The sequence below is a fragment of the Pseudomonas sp. SGAir0191 genome (assembly GCF_002812565.2).
GTDB classification, from domain to species: Bacteria; Pseudomonadota; Gammaproteobacteria; order Pseudomonadales; family Pseudomonadaceae; genus Aquipseudomonas; species Aquipseudomonas parafulva_B.
Window position 1 is genome coordinate 4855574 of the sequence record NZ_CP025035.2, and the last position, 17732, is coordinate 4873305.

General features: G+C 61.7%; 16 protein-coding genes. 10 read left to right on the forward strand and 6 right to left on the reverse strand.

Annotated features, from left to right (window positions below):
- Nucleotides 1-2 precede the first annotated feature (2 nt).
- Genes lysA through CWR53_RS21875 form a run of 5 tightly spaced genes read left to right on the forward strand, consistent with a single transcriptional unit; the run spans nucleotide 3 to nucleotide 4400 of the window.
- Complete coding sequence (gene lysA / locus CWR53_RS21855) at nucleotides 3-1250, forward strand: diaminopimelate decarboxylase (RefSeq protein ID WP_100852475.1); 1248 nt, start codon at nucleotides 3-5, stop codon at nucleotides 1248-1250.
- A gap of 4 nt (nucleotides 1251-1254) precedes the next feature.
- A complete protein-coding gene (dapF, locus tag CWR53_RS21860) occupies nucleotides 1255-2085 on the forward strand; it encodes a diaminopimelate epimerase (protein ID WP_058602810.1) in 831 nt (276 codons plus the stop codon).
- Between the two features lie 13 nt (nucleotides 2086-2098).
- Nucleotides 2099-2809: a DUF484 family protein gene (locus CWR53_RS21865; RefSeq protein ID WP_058638862.1), complete on the forward strand. Its 711-nt coding sequence runs from the start codon at nucleotides 2099-2101 to the stop codon at nucleotides 2807-2809.
- The gene (gene xerC, locus CWR53_RS21870; protein WP_100852476.1) at nucleotides 2809-3705 is read left to right on the forward strand and encodes a tyrosine recombinase XerC; all 897 of its coding nucleotides are present in this window, start codon (nucleotides 2809-2811) and stop codon (nucleotides 3703-3705) included. The genes CWR53_RS21865 and xerC overlap by 1 nt, the downstream gene beginning before the upstream one ends.
- Nucleotides 3705-4400, forward strand: coding sequence for an HAD family hydrolase (locus tag CWR53_RS21875; protein ID WP_100852477.1), 696 nt, complete (start codon nucleotides 3705-3707; stop codon nucleotides 4398-4400). Before xerC ends, CWR53_RS21875 begins: the two co-directional genes overlap by 1 nt.
- Nucleotides 4401-4669: 269 nt before the next feature.
- Here CWR53_RS21875 and sutA read toward each other — a convergent pair whose 3' ends face one another.
- The 3 genes from sutA to glnK all read right to left on the reverse strand — a co-directional run bounded on the left by sutA (nucleotide 4670) and on the right by glnK (nucleotide 7223).
- Nucleotides 4670-4999: a transcriptional regulator SutA gene (sutA, locus tag CWR53_RS21880; RefSeq protein ID WP_023532471.1), complete on the reverse strand. Its 330-nt coding sequence runs from the start codon at nucleotides 4997-4999 to the stop codon at nucleotides 4670-4672.
- Nucleotides 5000-5505: 506 nt separating this feature from the next.
- Nucleotides 5506-6837, reverse strand: coding sequence for an ammonium transporter (locus CWR53_RS21885; protein ID WP_058602806.1), 1332 nt, complete (start codon nucleotides 6835-6837; stop codon nucleotides 5506-5508).
- Between the two features lie 47 nt (nucleotides 6838-6884).
- A complete protein-coding gene (gene glnK, locus CWR53_RS21890) occupies nucleotides 6885-7223 on the reverse strand; it encodes a P-II family nitrogen regulator (RefSeq protein WP_002555808.1) in 339 nt (112 codons plus the stop codon).
- A gap of 363 nt (nucleotides 7224-7586) precedes the next feature.
- On the opposite strand from glnK, the gene CWR53_RS21895 reads away from it, so the two are divergent.
- Nucleotides 7587-7844 (forward strand): accessory factor UbiK family protein, encoded by a 258-nt coding sequence (locus CWR53_RS21895; protein ID WP_100852478.1) that lies wholly within the window; start codon nucleotides 7587-7589, stop codon nucleotides 7842-7844.
- Between the two features lie 35 nt (nucleotides 7845-7879).
- Here the strand turns inward: CWR53_RS21895 and CWR53_RS21900 are convergent, their stop codons facing one another.
- On the reverse strand, nucleotides 7880-9889 hold the full coding sequence (locus CWR53_RS21900; protein ID WP_100852696.1) for a DUF4034 domain-containing protein: 2010 nt from the start codon (nucleotides 9887-9889) through the stop codon (nucleotides 7880-7882).
- Nucleotides 9890-10121: 232 nt separating this feature from the next.
- Here CWR53_RS21900 and CWR53_RS21905 point away from each other — a divergent pair, with 232 nt between their 5' ends.
- Nucleotides 10122-11612 carry a YifB family Mg chelatase-like AAA ATPase gene (locus tag CWR53_RS21905; RefSeq protein ID WP_058602804.1) on the forward strand — a complete coding sequence of 497 codons (1491 nt, stop codon included), beginning with the start codon at nucleotides 10122-10124 and terminating at the stop codon, nucleotides 11610-11612.
- Nucleotides 11613-11721: 109 nt separating this feature from the next.
- On the opposite strand, the gene CWR53_RS21910 is transcribed toward CWR53_RS21905, so the two are convergent.
- Nucleotides 11722-12729: a hypothetical protein gene (locus CWR53_RS21910; RefSeq protein ID WP_138031838.1), complete on the reverse strand. Its 1008-nt coding sequence runs from the start codon at nucleotides 12727-12729 to the stop codon at nucleotides 11722-11724.
- Between the two features lie 341 nt (nucleotides 12730-13070).
- Between CWR53_RS21910 and CWR53_RS21915 the strand changes: the two genes are divergently transcribed.
- The 3 genes from CWR53_RS21915 to CWR53_RS21925 all read left to right on the forward strand — a co-directional run bounded on the left by CWR53_RS21915 (nucleotide 13071) and on the right by CWR53_RS21925 (nucleotide 15686).
- Entirely contained in the window at nucleotides 13071-13847 is a 777-nt protein-coding gene (locus CWR53_RS21915) for an alpha/beta fold hydrolase (protein ID WP_100852480.1), read from the forward strand.
- Nucleotides 13847-14644, forward strand: coding sequence for an SDR family NAD(P)-dependent oxidoreductase (locus CWR53_RS21920; protein WP_058602802.1), 798 nt, complete (start codon nucleotides 13847-13849; stop codon nucleotides 14642-14644). Before CWR53_RS21915 ends, CWR53_RS21920 begins: the two co-directional genes overlap by 1 nt.
- A 130-nt stretch (nucleotides 14645-14774) precedes the next feature.
- The gene (locus CWR53_RS21925; RefSeq protein WP_100852481.1) at nucleotides 14775-15686 is read left to right on the forward strand and encodes a LysR substrate-binding domain-containing protein; all 912 of its coding nucleotides are present in this window, start codon (nucleotides 14775-14777) and stop codon (nucleotides 15684-15686) included.
- 201 nt (nucleotides 15687-15887) lie between these two features.
- Here the strand turns inward: CWR53_RS21925 and CWR53_RS21930 are convergent, their stop codons facing one another.
- Nucleotides 15888-17729 carry an amidohydrolase gene (locus CWR53_RS21930; RefSeq protein WP_058602800.1) on the reverse strand — a complete coding sequence of 614 codons (1842 nt, stop codon included), beginning with the start codon at nucleotides 17727-17729 and terminating at the stop codon, nucleotides 15888-15890.
- Between the last annotated feature and the right edge of the window lie 3 nt (nucleotides 17730-17732).

Genomic DNA, 17732 nt, shown 5'->3' on the forward strand with positions numbered 1-17732 from the left:
GGATGAACGTCTTCAATTACCGCGACGGTGAACTGTTCGCGGAAGGGGTGTCCCTGTCGGCGATCGCCGAGCGGCACGGTACCCCCACCTACGTGTATTCGCGTGCCCACATCGAGGCCCAGTACCGCAGCTACACCGACGCATTGCAAGGGTGTGAACACCTGGTCTGCTTCGCCGTCAAAGCCAACTCGAACCTGGGCGTGCTCAATGTACTGGCGCGCATGGGTGCAGGCTTCGACATCGTTTCAGGTGGCGAACTCGAGCGCGTGTTGGCTGCTGGCGGGCGCGCCGACCGCGTGGTGTTTTCCGGCGTGGGCAAAACCCGCGAAGACATGCGTCGTGCGCTTGAAGTGGGCGTGCATTGCTTCAACGTCGAGTCCACCGACGAGCTGGAGCGCTTGCAGCAGGTGGCCGCCGAAATGGGCAAGGTCGCGCCCGTCTCGCTGCGGGTCAACCCGGACGTGGATGCAGGTACCCACCCGTACATTTCCACCGGGCTCAAGGAAAACAAGTTCGGCATCGCCATCGCCGATGCAGAGGCCATCTACGTGCGGGCCGCTCAGTTGCCCAACCTGGATGTAGTCGGGGTCGATTGCCATATCGGTTCGCAGCTGACCACCGTGGAGCCCTTCCTCGATGCGCTGGACCGCTTGCTGGTACTGGTCGACCGCCTGGCAGAGTGCGGCATCCACCTGCGCCACCTGGACCTGGGCGGCGGGGTCGGCGTGCGCTACCGCGACGAAGAACCACCGCTGGTAGCCGATTACATCCAGGCCATTCGCGCGCGCCTGGGCGATCGGGACCTGGCACTGGTGTTCGAGCCGGGGCGCTATATCGTGGCCAACGCTGGCGTGCTGCTGACCCGTGTGGAGTACCTCAAGCACACCGAACACAAGGACTTCGCCATCATCGATGCGGCCATGAACGACTTGATCCGCCCAGCCCTGTACCAGGCCTGGATGGGCATCTGTGCAGTCAAGCCGCGTGAGGGCGAAGGTCGTCCGTATGACCTGGTCGGTCCGATCTGCGAAACCGGCGATTTCCTGGGCAAGGACCGAGTTCTGAACCTTGCCGAAGGTGACCTGCTGGCTGTTCAGTCAGCGGGCGCCTATGGTTTCGTGATGAGCTCCAACTACAACACCCGTGGCCGTTGCGCGGAAATACTGGTCGACGGCGACCAGGCTTTCGAAGTACGCCGCCGCGAAACCATCGCCGAATTGTACGCTGGCGAAAGCCTGCTGCCGGAGTAAGCCCATGCTGCTGCGTTTTACCAAGATGCATGGGCTGGGCAACGACTTCATGGTCCTGGACCTGGTAAGCCAGCATGCCCACATCCAGCCCAAGCACGCCAAGCAGTGGGGCGATCGCCACACGGGCATCGGCTTCGACCAGTTGCTGATCGTCGAGGCGCCAAACAACCCGGAAGTCGATTTCCGCTACCGTATCTTCAATGCCGACGGTTCCGAAGTTGAACAGTGTGGCAATGGTGCACGCTGCTTTGCGCGGTTCGTGCTCGACAAGCGCCTGACCGCCAAGAAGCGCATACGTGTGGAAACCAAGGGCGGCATCATCGTGCTGGACGTGCAGAACGACGGCCAGGTCAGTGTCGACATGGGCCCGCCACGCTTCGTCCCTGCCGATATCCCGTTCGTCGCCGACGCGCAGTCGGTGAGCTACCCGCTGGAGGTGGACGGTAAGGTGCATTCGATTGCCGCGGTGTCCATGGGCAACCCTCACGCCGTACTGCGCGTGGACGATGTGGTCAGTGCCCCTGTGCATCAGCTGGGGCCGAAGATCGAAAACCACCCGCGCTTCCCCCAGCGCGTCAATGCCGGCTTCCTGCAGGTCATTGACCGCCACCGCGCCAACTTGCGCGTGTGGGAACGCGGTGCTGGGGAGACCCAGGCGTGTGGTACCGGGGCCTGTGCAGCTGCCGTGGCTGCCATCAGCCAGGGCTGGATGGACTCGCCCGTCTCCCTTGACCTGCCGGGCGGGCGCTTGCATATCGAGTGGGCCGGGCCAGGCAAGCCGGTGGTGATGACCGGCCCAGCCGTACGCGTCTACGAAGGACAGGTTCGATTTTAAGCGAGTAACCGTCATGACCGATCACCCCAAGGATATACCCCAGCAGGCCGCTGAGCTCGATGCCGAAGCGGTGGTCGCTTACCTGCGTGCTCATCCGACCTTCTTCACCGAGCATGATGAGCTGCTGGTCGAGCAGCACATTCCACATCAGCGCGGTGACAGTGTTTCCCTGGTCGAGCGCCAGCTCAAGTTGCTGCGCGACCGCAACATCGAGATGCGCCACCGCCTTTCGCAGTTGATGGACGTGGCCCGTGACAACGATCGGTTGTTCGACAAGACCAGACGCCTGATCCTGGACTTGCTCGACGCCACCACGTTGGAAGACGTGGTGATGGTCGTCGAAGACAGCCTGCGTCAGGAGTTCCAGGTGCCTTTCGTCAGCCTGATCCTGTTTGGCGACAACGTGGCGCCCGTGGGGCGCTGGGTCAGCAACGCCGAAGCCCAGCAAGCGATCGGCCCGCTGCTCGGTAGCGGCAAGACCGTCAGCGGCAGCCTGCGTGACCACGAGCTGGCTTTTCTGTTCGGTGAGGAGCAACGCCGCGACGTAGGCTCCAGCGCAGTGGCGACCCTGGAGCACCAGGGGCTGCATGGTGTGCTGGCCATTGGTAGCCGCGACCCGCAGCATTACAAGAGCAGTGTCGGCACGCTGTTCCTGAGCTATATCGCCGAGGTGCTGGGCCGTGTGGTCCCCCGCGTCAGCCAAAGCCTGCGCCCGGTGCGCTGATGGAGCGCCAGCTGGAGGCTTACTGCGCACACCTGCGCAATGAGCGCCAGGTTTCCGAGCACACGCTTGTGGGCTACCGTCGGGACCTGGAGAAGGTCATGGCCTACTGCAGCGAGCAGGCTATCGGGGGCTGGCAAGCCTTGCAGATTCAGCACCTGCGCCAGTTGATCGCGCGCCAGCATCACCAGGGCCAGTCTTCGCGCAGTCTGTCCAGGCTGCTATCGGCGGTGCGAGGGCTGTACCGTTACCTCAACCGCGAAAAGATCTGCCAGCACGATCCTGCCAATGGCCTGAGCGCTCCCAAGGGGGAGCGTCGATTGCCTAAAGTGCTCGACACCGACCGTGCCTTGCAACTGCTCGATGGCGGCGTGGACGATGATTTCATTGCCCTGCGCGATCAAGCCATCCTCGAATTGTTCTACTCCTCAGGCCTGCGCCTTTCGGAGCTGACCAACCTTGACCTCGAACATGTCGACCTGGCCGGTGGCCTGGTACAGGTGCTGGGCAAAGGCGGCAAAGCCCGCGTGCTGCCGGTAGGGCGCAAGGCGCGGGAGGCGCTGCAGGCGTGGTACCGCGTGCGCGGCGCCGGCAACCCCAGGGATCGCGCCGTATTCATCACTCGGCAAGGCAATCGCATCAGCCCACGCGCCGTGCAACAGCGGGTCAGGGTGGCCGGAGAACGCGAGCTGGGCCAGCACTTGCATCCGCACATGCTTCGCCATTCCTTCGCCAGCCACGTGCTGGAATCGTCCCAGGACTTGCGCGCTGTACAGGAAATGCTCGGACACGCCGACATCGGCACGACGCAAATCTATACGCACCTGGATTTCCAGCACCTGGCAACGGTGTACGACAGCGCCCATCCCAGGGCCAAACGCAGCAAAGGCACCAACTGATGAACATCAAGCTGATCACCTTCGACCTCGACGATACTCTGTGGGACACAGCGCCGGTCATTGCCAGTGCCGAGGTTGTGCTGCGCGACTGGCTTCAAACCAATGCCCCGTTGCTGGGCGACGTGCCTGTCGAACATCTGTTCGCCATCCGTGAACGGATCGCCCTGGCAGAACCCGAGCTCAAGCACCGCATCAGCGCCTTACGTCGCCGCGTGCTGACCTGCGCCCTCGAAGAGGTCGGCTATGGCCAGACGCAGGCGCAACAATTGGCCGAACAGGGGTTCGAGGTGTTCTTGCAGGCCAGGCACAAGGTCGAGATTTTCCCGGAAGTCCAGCCGATGCTGGAATTGCTGAGCCAGCATTACGCCCTGGGCGTCATCACCAATGGCAATGCCGATGTCAGCCGGCTGGGGCTGGCCGACTATTTCCGCTTCGCCTTGTGCGCAGAGGACCTGGGTATCGGCAAGCCCGACCCTGCCCCGTTTGAAGAGGCCCTGCGGCGCAGCGCCGTGCCTGCCAGCGAAGCGGTGCACGTCGGCGATCATCCTCGCGATGACATTGCCGGTGCCCAGCGCGCCGGGCTGCGCGCTGTCTGGTTCAACCCCCAGGCCAAGGCGTGGGCCGGTGAACAAGCGCCGGATGCCGAAATTCAGCGCCTGTCACACCTGCACGAAGTGCTTGCCCGCTGGCAATGACCTCGCCGACAACTCCTCCCCGCGCAAGCCAGGCATAAAAAAACCCGCAGCGACGGCGTAATGCTGTTCATTCAGGGCCGCTTCGCGCCCCATCGCGGCACAAGGCCGCTCCCACATTGCCCAGTGAGCCCGCTAACTCATGCGTCACGCAGGCAATGTGGGAGCGGCCTTGCCGGGGCGCCGGACCGGCCGCGATGGGCCGTGAAACGGCCCCAACACGCTTAAGTGAACAGCATTAGCAGCGACGGCGGGTTTTTCGAGGGCATCGCTTAGATAGGGCGACTGCCGTATTTGTTGTCCGGCTTCTTGGGTGGGTCGGCGACCACGTTGGCCTCGACTTCCTGAACCTTGCCACCACGCGACAGGAACTCTTCCATGGCCTTGGCCAGGGCATCGCGCTCCTTTTGCTTGGCTTCCAGGCTGGGCATCTCGTCTACCGAGACAGCCGCCTTGGATTTGCCCTTGGCAGCGGGTGCAGGACTGCTGTCGTCGTCGCCAGCGTCTTCTGCAACATCATCGGCAGCCGCTTCCAGGCCGTCGTCAGCCTCGTCTTCATCACCGACCTCGAGGTCATCATTTTCCAGATCGTCGTCGCTCATGTTCTACCTCATGACGTGCAAAAGCAGGTTAGTTATAGACCAGTGCAGCCGTAGACCGGCAGCTCTTGGTGAAAATTCAACTGGCCGTGGGTTCGACCTCGGCCTTTGGGGCAACACATCTGACGGACGGCTGTACCCTGGTGGGCCTGCACGTGGCAGTGCCGCACAAAACCTGTGGCTCCTGCTGGGCCACGCGCTTTTTTAGCAAGCCTGGCAAAGGCTGGCAGGGGTGATGAATGCATGATCCAACACCCTTCGGCGCGCATTCTAGCGCGCTCGCAGAAAAAGCAAAGCGCCATGAATGCCCCAACTTTTGTAAGTTTTGTACCCGTGTCACAAACAGGCGGGATAAACCGTTTGCGCGCCTGAAAATACTGGGCAAATGATTAAAAAAGGCAGCAGGTGAGCCACATGCCAGCCCATGCCCCGGACGCCTGCCCAGGCCGACCCCAACCACAAGACGAAAAAATGCCCGGCAAGCCGGGCACATTTCTGCAGCTTCGTTGTTACAGGTTGTAGCCGCGTTCGTTGTGCTGCGCCAGATCCAGACCAACGGCTTCTTCTTCTTCGTTGACCCGAAGCCCCATCACCAGGTCCAGGACCTTGAGGATGATGTAGGTGACGATGGCGGTGTAGGCCACGGTGAAAATCACGCCCTTGGCCTGCACCCAGACCTGCATGCCGATATCGGTGACCGCGCCGAAGCCGCCCAGCGCCGGGGCTGCGAACACACCGGTCAGAATGGCGCCGACAATACCGCCGATGCCGTGTACGCCAAATGCATCCAGGGAGTCGTCGTAGCCGAGCTTGCGCTTGAGGCTGGTGGCGCAGAAGTAGCAGATCACGCCCGATGCCAGGCCGATGACCAGGGCGCCCATCGGCCCCACCGTGCCCGCTGCCGGCGTAATGGCGACCAGGCCGGCGACCACGCCCGATGCGATACCCAGCGCACTGGGCTTACCGTGACCGATCCATTCGGCGAACATCCAGCCCAACGCCGCAGCAGCCGTGGCGATCTGGGTGACCAGCATGGCCATGCCTGCAGTGCCGTTGGCCGCAGCCGCCGAACCCGCGTTGAAACCGAACCAGCCGATCCACAGCATGGCCGCGCCCATCAGCGTGTAGCCCAGGTTGTGCGGTGCCATGGGTGTGGTCGGGTAGCCTTTGCGCTTGCCCAGCACCAGGCAGCAGACCAGGCCTGCGATACCGGCATTGATGTGCACGACGGTGCCACCCGCGAAGTCCAGCACGCCCCAGTCCCACATCAGGGCACCGTCACCGCTCCACACCATATGGGCGATCGGCGCATAGACGAGGGTGAACCAGATGCCCATGAACACCAGCATGGCCGAAAACTTCATGCGCTCGGCGAAGGCGCCCACGATCAAGGCCGGTGTGATGATGGCGAATGTCATCTGGAAGGTGATGAACACCGCTTCGGGGAACAGCGCCGTGGCCGAGGTCAGGCTGTCAGGCGTCACGCCGCTGAGAAATGCCTTGGAAAAGCCGCCGACGAAGGAATTGAAGTTGAGAACGCCCTTCTCCATACCGGTGGTATCGAAGGCCATGCTGTACCCGTAGACGACCCAGAGAATGCTCATCAAGCCAGTGATGGCGAAGCACTGCATCATCACCGACAACACGTTTTTCGAGCGCACCATGCCGCCATAGAACAGCGCCAGGCCTGGGATGGTCATGAACAGCACGAGCGCCGTGGCGGTGAGCATCCAGGCGGTGTCGCCGGAGTTGAGTGCTGGCGCGGCCTCCTCTGCTAGGGCAAGCCCTGGCATGACGAAGGACAATAGGGCTCCTAGCCCTGCGATCTTACGCAGAGTCATATTGTTTTCTCCTGGGGCGTTGGGTTTGGTGAGGCTTGTGTTGCTGCTTAGATCGCGTCGGTATCGGTCTCGCCGGTACGGATGCGGATCGCCTGCTCCAGATTCACCACGAAGATCTTGCCGTCACCGATCTTGCCGGTGTTGGCAGCCTTGGTGATGGCCTCGATTACCCGATCCAGGTCTTTGTCATCGATGGCAACATCGATCTTCACCTTGGGCAGGAAATCGACCACGTATTCGGCACCGCGATACAGTTCGGTGTGACCCTTTTGACGCCCGAAGCCTTTGACTTCGGTGACGGTGATGCCCTGCACGCCGATTTCCGACAGTGACTCGCGCACGTCGTCCAGCTTGAACGGCTTGATGATGGCTGTGACTAGCTTCATGAAACTCTCTCCCGATTTGGTGGACTTGCCCCAGGAAAACAAACCCGTCTCAAGTCTAAGCGCAGCGGTTGCCTTTTGTAACGCGTCGTCGGCATGCGCACTGCCTGGTCACAAGGAACTGCATCAGTGCATGGCTCGCTTAGCACTTTGCAGAAACCTTGCCAGGTCTGTGAAAGCCAGCAAAATCAGACCTTTGGTCACATTGCACGGCTTTGGCCCATCGCCACTACGCAGCCTGTGCACTCATACGGTGCGAGGCCGACACTGCCGTTGCGCGAAAAATGTGCAACGCCGCCTGGTCATTGGAGGCATCGGCGTGCGTGGTACACTGGCCGCCATTTCCCGACACCGGTGGACACCTTCATGCTCGCGCCCAAAGCCCTTCTCGATGCCCTGAACGACCAGGCCTCGCGCCTGTTCAGCAGCGACAACACCCAGCCTCGGGCCGAGCTGGAAAGCCAGTTCAAGGCCCTGATGCAGGGCGCTTTGAGCAAGCTCGACGTGGTCAGCCGAGAGGAATTCGACAGTCAGATGGTGGTGCTGGCACGCACCCGGACTCGCCTGGAGGCGCTGGAAAAACAAGTCGCCGAACTCGAAGCGCGCCTGGAAGCTAAACGCTGACACCCAGGCTGAGTGAATTAACCTCTTATCAGGTTTCAGCGCGCTTCAAGCCTGCGGGCCGGTCGATCCAGGCCAGGTTTGGGCGGCAGTTCGCTGGGGCGTAGAGTGCCCCGGAACAATGCAGCACCGTATTGCGTGAACAGCGTGCGTACCCTGTTATGCGAATTGAGGACTTCGGCGTGAATGTCTTCGATGGCAGTGTCGCCAGGTCGCAGGCTCGCCGCATGGGTCACCCACTCGATGGCTGCGTAGCGGCTTTGCCTGCGTGTACCTTGCCCTTGCATCCAGGCAAGCCCCAACTCGGCACTGGCACGCGCCGCAATAGCGCTGTCCGGGTGTTCCACCAGGCTGAGCAAGTAAGCGACCGCCTCGGCTCGCTCACGCGGCTGGCCAAACTGGCGCAGCAATATGCCCAGGTGCAACCGTGCAGAGGCATTGGTCTGAGCATTGCCTAGGGCGTCTATCAACAGGCACCTGACCTCGAGCATCTTGTCTCGATCACCAAGGTTCGTCCCCCCTTGCATCTGCTGGCAGGCTAACCGGTATTTGGCCTGGCGACTGCCCATCTGGACGGCGCGCAGCAACCATTGCTCAGCCACTTCACGGTCCAGGTATCGCCCAGGGGTATCGTTCCACTCGCCCTGGTGCAGTTCAAACAGGCTCAACGCCGCACCTGACAGGGCTTGCTCGGCGCCGCCCTGAAGCAAAAAGTAGGCGACCTCATGCCGACCGTAGGACCAGAGCAAGCGGGCCAGTTCCAGGATTTTCAGGCCCGGCGCCTGGCCCGCCCGCTGGCGCTTGATCGCAATCGCCAGCCAGCGCTTGGCTTGATCGCCGCTGCGCGCCAGGCCCCACAAGCCAAAGTGATGACCCGCGGCCTGCAGCGCGCAGGCAGCGGCGTGGGAGCGGCCATCGCTCAGGCGAAGGATCGCGGTATTGAGCAACGCCTGCTCGTGCGCGGGCGTGCTCGTCAAAGCCGTGATGATCAAATGTCGAAGCGGCGGCCCCAGTGCCTGAATGCCGCCCAAGTCGGCAGGGCACGCAAGAGTCTGGGTAAAATCGGCCAGTGCCTGGTTGTGATCGCGTAAAACGCTCGCCTGCAATGCACCGCGCCATGCCAGCATTACGGCAGTCTCCCTGGGCCGTAGGGGACGCACAGCCCAGTCGTCGAACAACTGCTGGTACTTGGCCACGGCGCTTGGGCGCTCGGTACTGGGGAGCTTCAAGCGTGCCTCGACGGCCATCCATCGCAGCGCATTGCGCAACGGCTCGCTCCAGCCACGGCAGGACGGCATGTTGACCAACCGCTCGACGGACTCGACTTGCCCACGCCGGTCCTGCAACAGATACAACGCATGGGCCTTGATCGCCTCGAAGCAGCCCGGCCGTGCGGCCAATGCCTGGCTCAGCCAATAGGCCTGCGGTTCCTGGCGCTCGGTGCGCGGCGCGAGCCCATCGGGCAACATCCGAGGCAGCTCGGCCAAGGGCATCACCCCATGCCTGACCAAATACGGCGCCGCAGCCTCCTGCACCTCTACATCCGCACGTGCACTGGGCCTGAAGCGGGCAGGCTGTTCATTGAACAGCTCCATCAGCCAGCCCGGCTCGCGGAACCTGGCACTGAGCAACTGCAAGCCTATGGCGGCCGCAACCGGTCGCTCCGAACGGGCCAGGGCTTTGAGTAAATGGGCAGTGGCGGTTTCGCACATTTGCTCTATCGCCAGCCAGCGTGCCGGTGTGCGGGCGCCGCCCTGGTCCACCTGGCAGGCACGGTTGAGGCAATAGAAGCCCATGACGACCTGCGGGTGATAGGCCCTGGGGCAGGCATCGATCCAGGCCCGAAGGACCTGGCTCAGCGCCCTGTCCCCCTGGTCCGGGTCGATCAGCAGATGGCGCTCGACAGCTGAGAGGTAAGCTGGGAACTCACCCGGAGGGGCTTGGTGCCAGCGGGCCTCCAGGGAATCGAAATAGCGGTTGAGCTCGACGAACGCATTGGTCTGAACCAGTTCGCGAATAACCTCACGGGTGTGGGTGAGCGTTTGCACAGCGCAATACCTCAAGTCCATTTCAAGGTCGAAGCGGTGCCATCCCATGGCATCGGTGGTTTGCTTGAACAACACTAAGCCAAAGAAGGCCGCTGCGCAAAGCTATTGGATCCATTTCCAGGCGCTACTTAGGTGGAAATGATCAGAAGCACACTGGTACCCCCACCGCCGTCCTGGCTCGCTATGCTTGGTCCATCCGCAGGAAGCGGTCTTGGCAGCGAATGGAGCGCCCATGTCTTTAGCCCTTGTCCACAGCCGCGCCCAGGTAGGCGTGCAGGCCCCGGCCGTCAGCGTCGAAACCCACTTGGCCAATGGCTTGCCTCATCTCACATTGGTCGGCTTGCCCGAAACCACGGTCAAGGAAAGCAAGGACCGCGTGCGCAGTGCCATCGTCAACAGTGGCCTGAATTACCCAGCGCGGCGCATCACGCAAAACCTCGCACCCGCCGACCTGCCCAAGGACGGTGGCCGCTATGACCTGGCCATCGCCCTGGGCATCCTGGCGGCCGACGCCCAGGTACCCGTTGCCGCCCTGACCGAGCTCGAATGCCTGGGCGAGCTGGCGCTGTCAGGCACGTTGCGGCCGGTGCAGGGCGTCTTGCCGGCAGCACTCGCCGCACGCGAAGCTGGCCGAGCGCTGGTAGTACCCCGTGAAAATGCCGAGGAAGCCAGCCTTGCCAGCGGATTGGTGGTGTATGCCGTTGGCCATCTACTGGAGCTGGTGGCCCACCTGAACGGGCAGGTACCGCTACCTGCCTATGCCGCCAATGGCTTGCTCCTGGACCCTCGCCCCTATCCCGACCTGAGCGAGGTGCAGGGGCAACTGGCCGCCAAACGCGCACTGCTACTGGCCGCTGCCGGGGCGCACAACCTGCTTTTCACCGGGCCGCCGGGCACTGGCAAAACCTTGTTGGCCAGCCGCCTGCCGGGCCTGCTGCCACCGCTGGATGAGCATGAAGCGCTGGAAGTCGCCGCCATCCAGTCGGTCAGCGGCCACACCCCGCTGAGCAGCTGGCCGCAGCGACCGTTTCGCCACCCTCACCACTCCGCCTCCGGGCCTGCGCTGGTGGGTGGCGGAAGCCGGCCGCAGCCCGGGGAAATCACCTTGGCCCACCACGGGGTGCTGTTTCTGGACGAGTTGCCCGAATTCGAGCGTCGGGTACTGGAAGTGCTGCGTGAACCCTTGGAGTCTGGCGAGATCGTGATCGCCAGGGCGCGGGATAAAGTGCGCTTCCCTGCCCGCTTTCAGTTGGTCGCCGCCATGAACCCCTGCCCTTGCGGCTACCTGGGCGACCCCACAGGGCGGTGCCGTTGCAGTACCGAACAAATCTCCCGTTATCGCAACAAACTGTCAGGCCCGCTGCTGGACCGGATCGACTTGCACCTGACCGTGGCGCGCGAGAGCACCACACTCAACAATCGGCCCTGCGGGCAAAGCAGTGCCGACGTCGCCCTCCAGGTCGCGCACGCCCGGGACGTGCAACAGCGTCGGCAAGGGTGCGCCAATGCATTCCTCGACCTGGACGGGCTGCGCCAGCACTGTAGCTTGGCAGCACCTGATCAGGCTTGGCTGGAAGGCGCCTGTGAACGGCTGACGCTGTCGCTGCGAGCAGCACACCGATTGCTCAAGGTCGCCAGGACACTGGCAGACCTTGAGGGATGCACGGCGATTGGCCGGGCGCATCTGGCCGAGGCCCTGCAGTACCGTCCTGGGGGTGGCTGAGGTAGGCCGTACTTGCTCACTGACGGCCGCATGCGCATCTCAGAATGCGGCGCAGCGCAGTTGAGACAGCCTTGGCAGCTGATCGATAACTGCCAATCATGATCGAGTGCTACACCGCCTTTACCTCAGCACTCAAAATTTCTCCACAGGCAGCGGCCTGATCAGACAAGGTTACGCCAGCCGCCCAGCCGCCAATTTCTATATATGCCCGGGGATTGACAATGACTATTTCAATCACGCTAATCGTGCTCATTCGCTTGAGGTATATTGGCGTCATTTTCCAGTCAGGCTTTATATCCGCTAGCGCTTTTTGAATGTTATCGGTGTATTTATTGACATACAGGCCGTTGAGCACCTCACCTTTCGGCATAGGCATTTTTCTAAGCTGATACATTATTTTTGGGCTTCTGAACAACAGGCATACAGCGGCAACGAGGTACATTGGAATTATCAAGATGCGCCGTGAAGACAAGGCTTTGCGGAACGGGACTTTGAGCAATGCATGCAGTTTCTTCACATCGGAATCATGGCGGTGTGTTCTGGGCGCCAGCAACCAGCTTTCCACCTTGAGGTCCGCATTGAGATCCAGCTTTTTCAATTCGCTCCGAAACTGCTGAGCGCCTATTATCAAATGCGTTATAACCTCGTAGGAAAGGTGCTCGACTTTTTCTTTGCGTAAATGCAATGATGCCTGATCACCTGCTTCCCAACTCATTGTGAGATATTCGTCCAGCTTAAGTGCCAGACCCTGCCCACGCATGGCAGCAAACCCAACAAATGCCAAGCCCATGGTTACGAAAAACGTCGACCAATCGGTAATAGCGTATGGAATGTGACCGAAACTAACCACAGAGACAGTAATTTTATACGCAATGATTACCGGCCACAGCCCCAACGCCAGACATAAGGCAGCGATTAATTTAAATCGATGCAACCTAAACACATACCTGAAACCAGGCCGCATGAATAGGCTGCGTTTTTTGAAGACGCCCCCCTGCATGTCTTGGCATAAAAACCCCTTCACGACGGCCATCCAGAACAATGTGAAGAAAAACCCCGGTACAGCCAGCGCCAGCTGCCACACCGAAGTACTCGACAAATAGCCTTCAAATATCAAACGCTCAACCTCTCAAAATCAAAACGAAACCCGCATTACGGACGACTATCAGCGGCCTTGAAATAATTATATATACTAAATCTTGGCTGAACCATCTTGACTTTATGCTTACGATTAACTGCAACGATTTTTGCAAGCGAAAGTGAAATGGATTCGGCCATCCAGTAGGCCCATTTACATGCTTATCGAACAAGGGTAGGCCAGTCGGCGCGCCTCCAAGCACCCAATCCACGGTTGCCTGGCAATTGCGCAAGTGGATGCTCTAACCTCCGTTTGCGTCTGACTGAACTTCCCCAGCCGCTTCGCTTTCCATCTATAAAGCGAACGACTTCAGGTGCTCGATGCTCCCACACAGCCAGCAAGGCCGCGGTCCCGTTACCTTCGTGTTGATGCATTTCCTGGGCGGCTCGCACCGAACATGGTCCGCCACCCTCCCTTACCTGGACCGAGCGCATGCTTGCGTCGCCCTGAACACACCCGGGTACGGCGATGCCAATGCCGTCACCGGCTATACCGTCGACGAAATGGCCGACCAGGTCGATGCGAGCATCCGGGAGCTTGGGCTCAAGCACTGCATCCTTGTTGGCCACTCGATGACCGGAAAAGTCGCGGTCGTACTGGCCGCTCGCCGCCCGTACTACCTTCAGGGCCTGATCCTGGTCGCCCCATCACCTCCCGGCCCCCAGCCGATGAGCGGTGAAGACCGCGACCAGCAACGGGCCTACACCGCCAGCCGGGAGCAAGCCGAAGCCTTCGTCGACGACTCGAGCTACCACAGGCTGCCCGATGCCCTGCGCGAAGTCGCCATCGCCGACGCCCAGGCCGTCAACCTCGACGCCTGGCGGGCCTGGGTCGACCATGGCAGCCGCGAGGACTGGAGCGATCGCATCGGCCTGTTGCCCTATCCGGCCCTGCTGATCTGCGGCGCCGATGACCAGCAGGTGCCCGACGCCCAAGAGCAGCAACGGACGACCTTGTCGCACTTCCCTAACAGCACTGTGCTTACCCTGCCTGGTGCGGGGCACCTGATGCCTTACCAGACCCCTCAGGCATTGGCCGAGCCGATGCTTGATTTCGCAAGACCTATCGCTGCTGAACTTTCCCTGGGAGATCGTTGATGGATTTAGGTTTGAAAAACCGTGTGGCCCTGATCAGCGGCGCAGCTGGCGGTATTGGCCTGGCCACCGCTCGCCTACTGGCCGAGGAAGGTGTGAAGCTGGTGTTGACGGATATCGACCAAGGTAAGCTCGAAGATGCCGTCAAGGCGTTGGGTAGCGCGCCCTTGCTCATAGCGGCGGACATGACCCGCCAGGACGAGGTGAACAACTTGGTCCGGCAAGCCGAAGAGCGTTTTGGCCAGGTGGACATCGTGGTGCATACCACGGGGGTAACAGGCGCCAAGGGTGACCCGCTGGAAATGAAGGACGAGGACTACCAGGAAGCCTGGGATACCGACTTCTTCACCGCCGTGCGCGTGGCGCGGGCCACCCTTCCGGCGATGCGCAAGCGAGGCTGGGGACGGTTGGTGTGCATCACCTCCGAGAACGCCGTGCAGCCTTACTGGGAGGAGGCGGTGTACAACGTCGCCAAGGCCGCACTGGCCGCGTTCATCAAGAACCTGTCCTACAAAGAGGCGGCGCATGGAGTGCTGTGCAACACAGTGTCGCCGGCCTTCATCGAAACCAACATGACCGATGGCATGATGAAACAGCGCGCCGAAGAGAAAGGCGTAAGCTTCGAGGAGGCTATCGAAAGCTTCCTCGAAGAGGAGCGGCCCGGCATCGTGCAGAAGCGTCGAGGCAAGCCTGAAGAGGTCGCGGCCGCGATCGCGCTGCTGGTTTCGGAGCGGGCTTCGTTCATCAATGGCAGCAACCTGCGGGTCGATGGCGGCTCGGTGCAAAGCGTCCAGAACTGAACCTCTACTGGCGTTCGGGCCAGGGCGGGCCCGAACGCGCGCTGAGACCCAAGCGCCAGATCCACCATCCAGCCGCCAGGAACGTTAAACTGCGCAGGCCGCCCTTGGCGGGTTCTGTGGAGACGCATTCTTGGAAGACCTCAACTCACTCTACTACTTCACCCAAGTGGTCGAGCACGGTGGCTTCGCCCCGGCGGGTCGGGCGCTGAACATGCCCAAGTCGAAACTCAGCCGACGCATTGCCGACCTCGAAGAGCGTCTGGGCGTGCGCTTGCTGCAGCGCACCAGCCGCCACTTCGCACTGACCGAGATCGGCCAGGCCTATTACAACCGTTGCCTTGCCATGCGCGTCGAAGCCGAGGGTGCTGCCGAGATCATCGAGCGCAACCGCAGCGAGCCCCGAGGGCTGGTGCGTATCAGTTGCCCGACCACTCTGCTCAACGCCTGGGTCGGGCCGATGTTGACGCGCTACATGCTTAAGTACCCGCAGGTGGAGCTGTTCATCGAAAGCACCAACCGACGCGTCGATCTCTTGCATGAAGGCTTCGACATCGCCCTGCGTGTTCGTTTTCCGCCGCTGGAAAACACGGATATGGTGATGAAGGTGCTGAGCGACAGCACCCAGTGTCTGGTGGGCCATCCTCGCTACCTGACGCAATTGCCAGACGGTTTCGATCCTCAGTCGCTGGGCGCGCTGCCCAGCCTGCATTGGGGCAGCGCCCAGCGGGAGTATCACTGGGAGCTGTCCCAGGGCGGTGACAACAACCAGAGTATCGTCATCCCGCACACGCCGCGCATGGTCACCGACGACCTGTTTGCCCTGCGCCATTTCGTGGTTGCGGGTATCGGCATTGCGCACCTGCCACGCGTGGCTGTGCGTGACGACCTGGCAGCAGGCCGCCTGGTGGAGTTGCTGCCAGGCTGGTACCCGCGCAGTGGCATCGTGCATGCGATCTTTCCCTCACGACGCGGCTTGCTGCCCTCGGTGCGTGCATTGATCGATCACCTGGCGGACGAATTTGCGCTTTGCGACATGGCTTGAGGTTCGAACCGGTAAGGTTCATGGCGGGCGCCCGACATTGTCCCGCCGCTTCAGTTACAAGACAGTGAACGGCTGCGGGTAACCGGGTGCTTTGGCCCACAAGCTGTCTATCGGAATGTCGCCATGGGACGCTAAGCCGTTCAAAACCTTGCGCGTTGTATCTGAAATGCTGGGGCTGCTGCACAGCCCTCAGAATCGGGCCTAGAACGCAAAGCACGAGCAACCCAGCGCGCCCCAGAACCCCTGGAAGTCATTGACCGGCACGCTGGAATGCCGGGCCTTTTCATGGCTGTGGGCGTGGACACCGCACGGGCCCGAGCATTGGTGTGCCATGCCGACCAGCGAGGGGGTGCCCACGCGCCAGTGGCCAGGCACCTTGGCGACCGGTGACCACTCAGGCAACACCGGCACCTGGGGTGGCCCTAACGTGTCGAACTCGGCGGCGCCGTACACGACCTTGCCGTCCACCACGGTGAGCACCGACTCGATACCCTTGATCGCCTCTTCCTCCACCGAGAAGAAATCCAGCGACAGCGCCGCCAGGTCGGCGAGCTGACCGACCTTGATCTGCCCCTTCTTGCCCTGCTCACTGGAGAACCAGGCACTGCCCTGGGTGAACAGCTGCAAGGCCGTGTCCCGGCTCAGTCCTTCGGGATACAGCGCCATGCCGCCAACGGTCTTGCCGCTGACCAGCCAGTACAGCGAAGTCCACGGGTTGTAGCTGGACACGCGGGTCGCATCGGTACCCGCCCCTACAGGCACACCCATCTCCAGCATGCGCTTGATCGGCGGCGTCTGCTGCGCCGCTTGGGCGCCATAGCGGTCGACGAAATACTCGCCCTGGAAGGCCATGCGGTCCTGAATGGCAATGCCGCCACCCAAGGCGCGTACCCGCTCGATGTTGCGGGGCGTGATGGTTTCGGCATGGTCGAAGAACCACGGCAAGCCATTGAACGGTACGTCGCGGTTGACCTTCTCGAACACATCGAGCATGCGCGTGATCGACTCGTCATAGGTCGCATGCAGGCGGAACGGCCAGCGTTGCTCGACCAGGTGTCGCACCACCGGCTCCAGTTCCTGCTCCATGGTCTGCGGCAGGTCCGGGCGCGGTTCCAGGAAGTCTTCGAAGTCGGCAGCCGAGAACACCAGCATTTCGCCTGCACCGTTGTGACGCAGGAAATCGGTGCCGCTGTGCAACTTGACGCTGGCCGTCCATTTGCGGAAATCGTCCAGCTCTTCCTTGGGCTTCTGGGTGAACAGGTTGTAGGCGATGCGCACCGTGAGCTGACCGTTGTCGGCCAGCTCCTGGATCACCGAATAATCGTCCGGGAAATTCTGGTAGCCGCCACCGGCATCGATGGCACTGGTCAGCCCCAATCGATTCAGTTCGCGCATGAACTGGCGTGTGGAGTTGACCTGGTATTCGAGAGGCAGCTTTGGGCCTTTTGCCAGCGTGGCGTAGAGAATCATGGCATTTGGCCGCGCGATCAGCATGCCCGTCGGGTTGCCGAATTTGTCACGCTGGATTTCCCCCCCAGGTGGATTGGGCGTGGTCTTGTCATAGCCCACAGCCTTGAGCGCTGCACGATTGAGTAATGCCCGGTCGTACAGGTGCAGCAGGAACACCGGGGTATCAGGTGCAGCCTGGTTGATTTCCTCAAGGGTGGGCATGCGTTTTTCGGCGAACTGGAACTCGTTCCAGCCACCCACGACCCTGACCCATTGCGGGGTCGGCGTACGTGCGGCCTGGTCCTTGAGCATGCGCAGGGCATCGGCCACCGACGGAACCCCTTCCCAACGCAGCTCCAGGTTGTAGTTGAGGCCCCCGCGGATCAGGTGCAGGTGCGAGTCGTTGAGCCCGGGAATGACGGTGCGCTGGCGCAGGTCCACAAGCTGGGTGGCCGTTGCTTTGTGGGCCATGGCCTCGGCATCGCTGCCCACGGCGATGAAACGACCGTCCTTGATGGCTACGGCAGTGGCGTTGGGGTTCTCGCGGTCGACGGTGTGCAGCTTGCCGTTGAACAGAATTAGATCAGCGCCCATGGG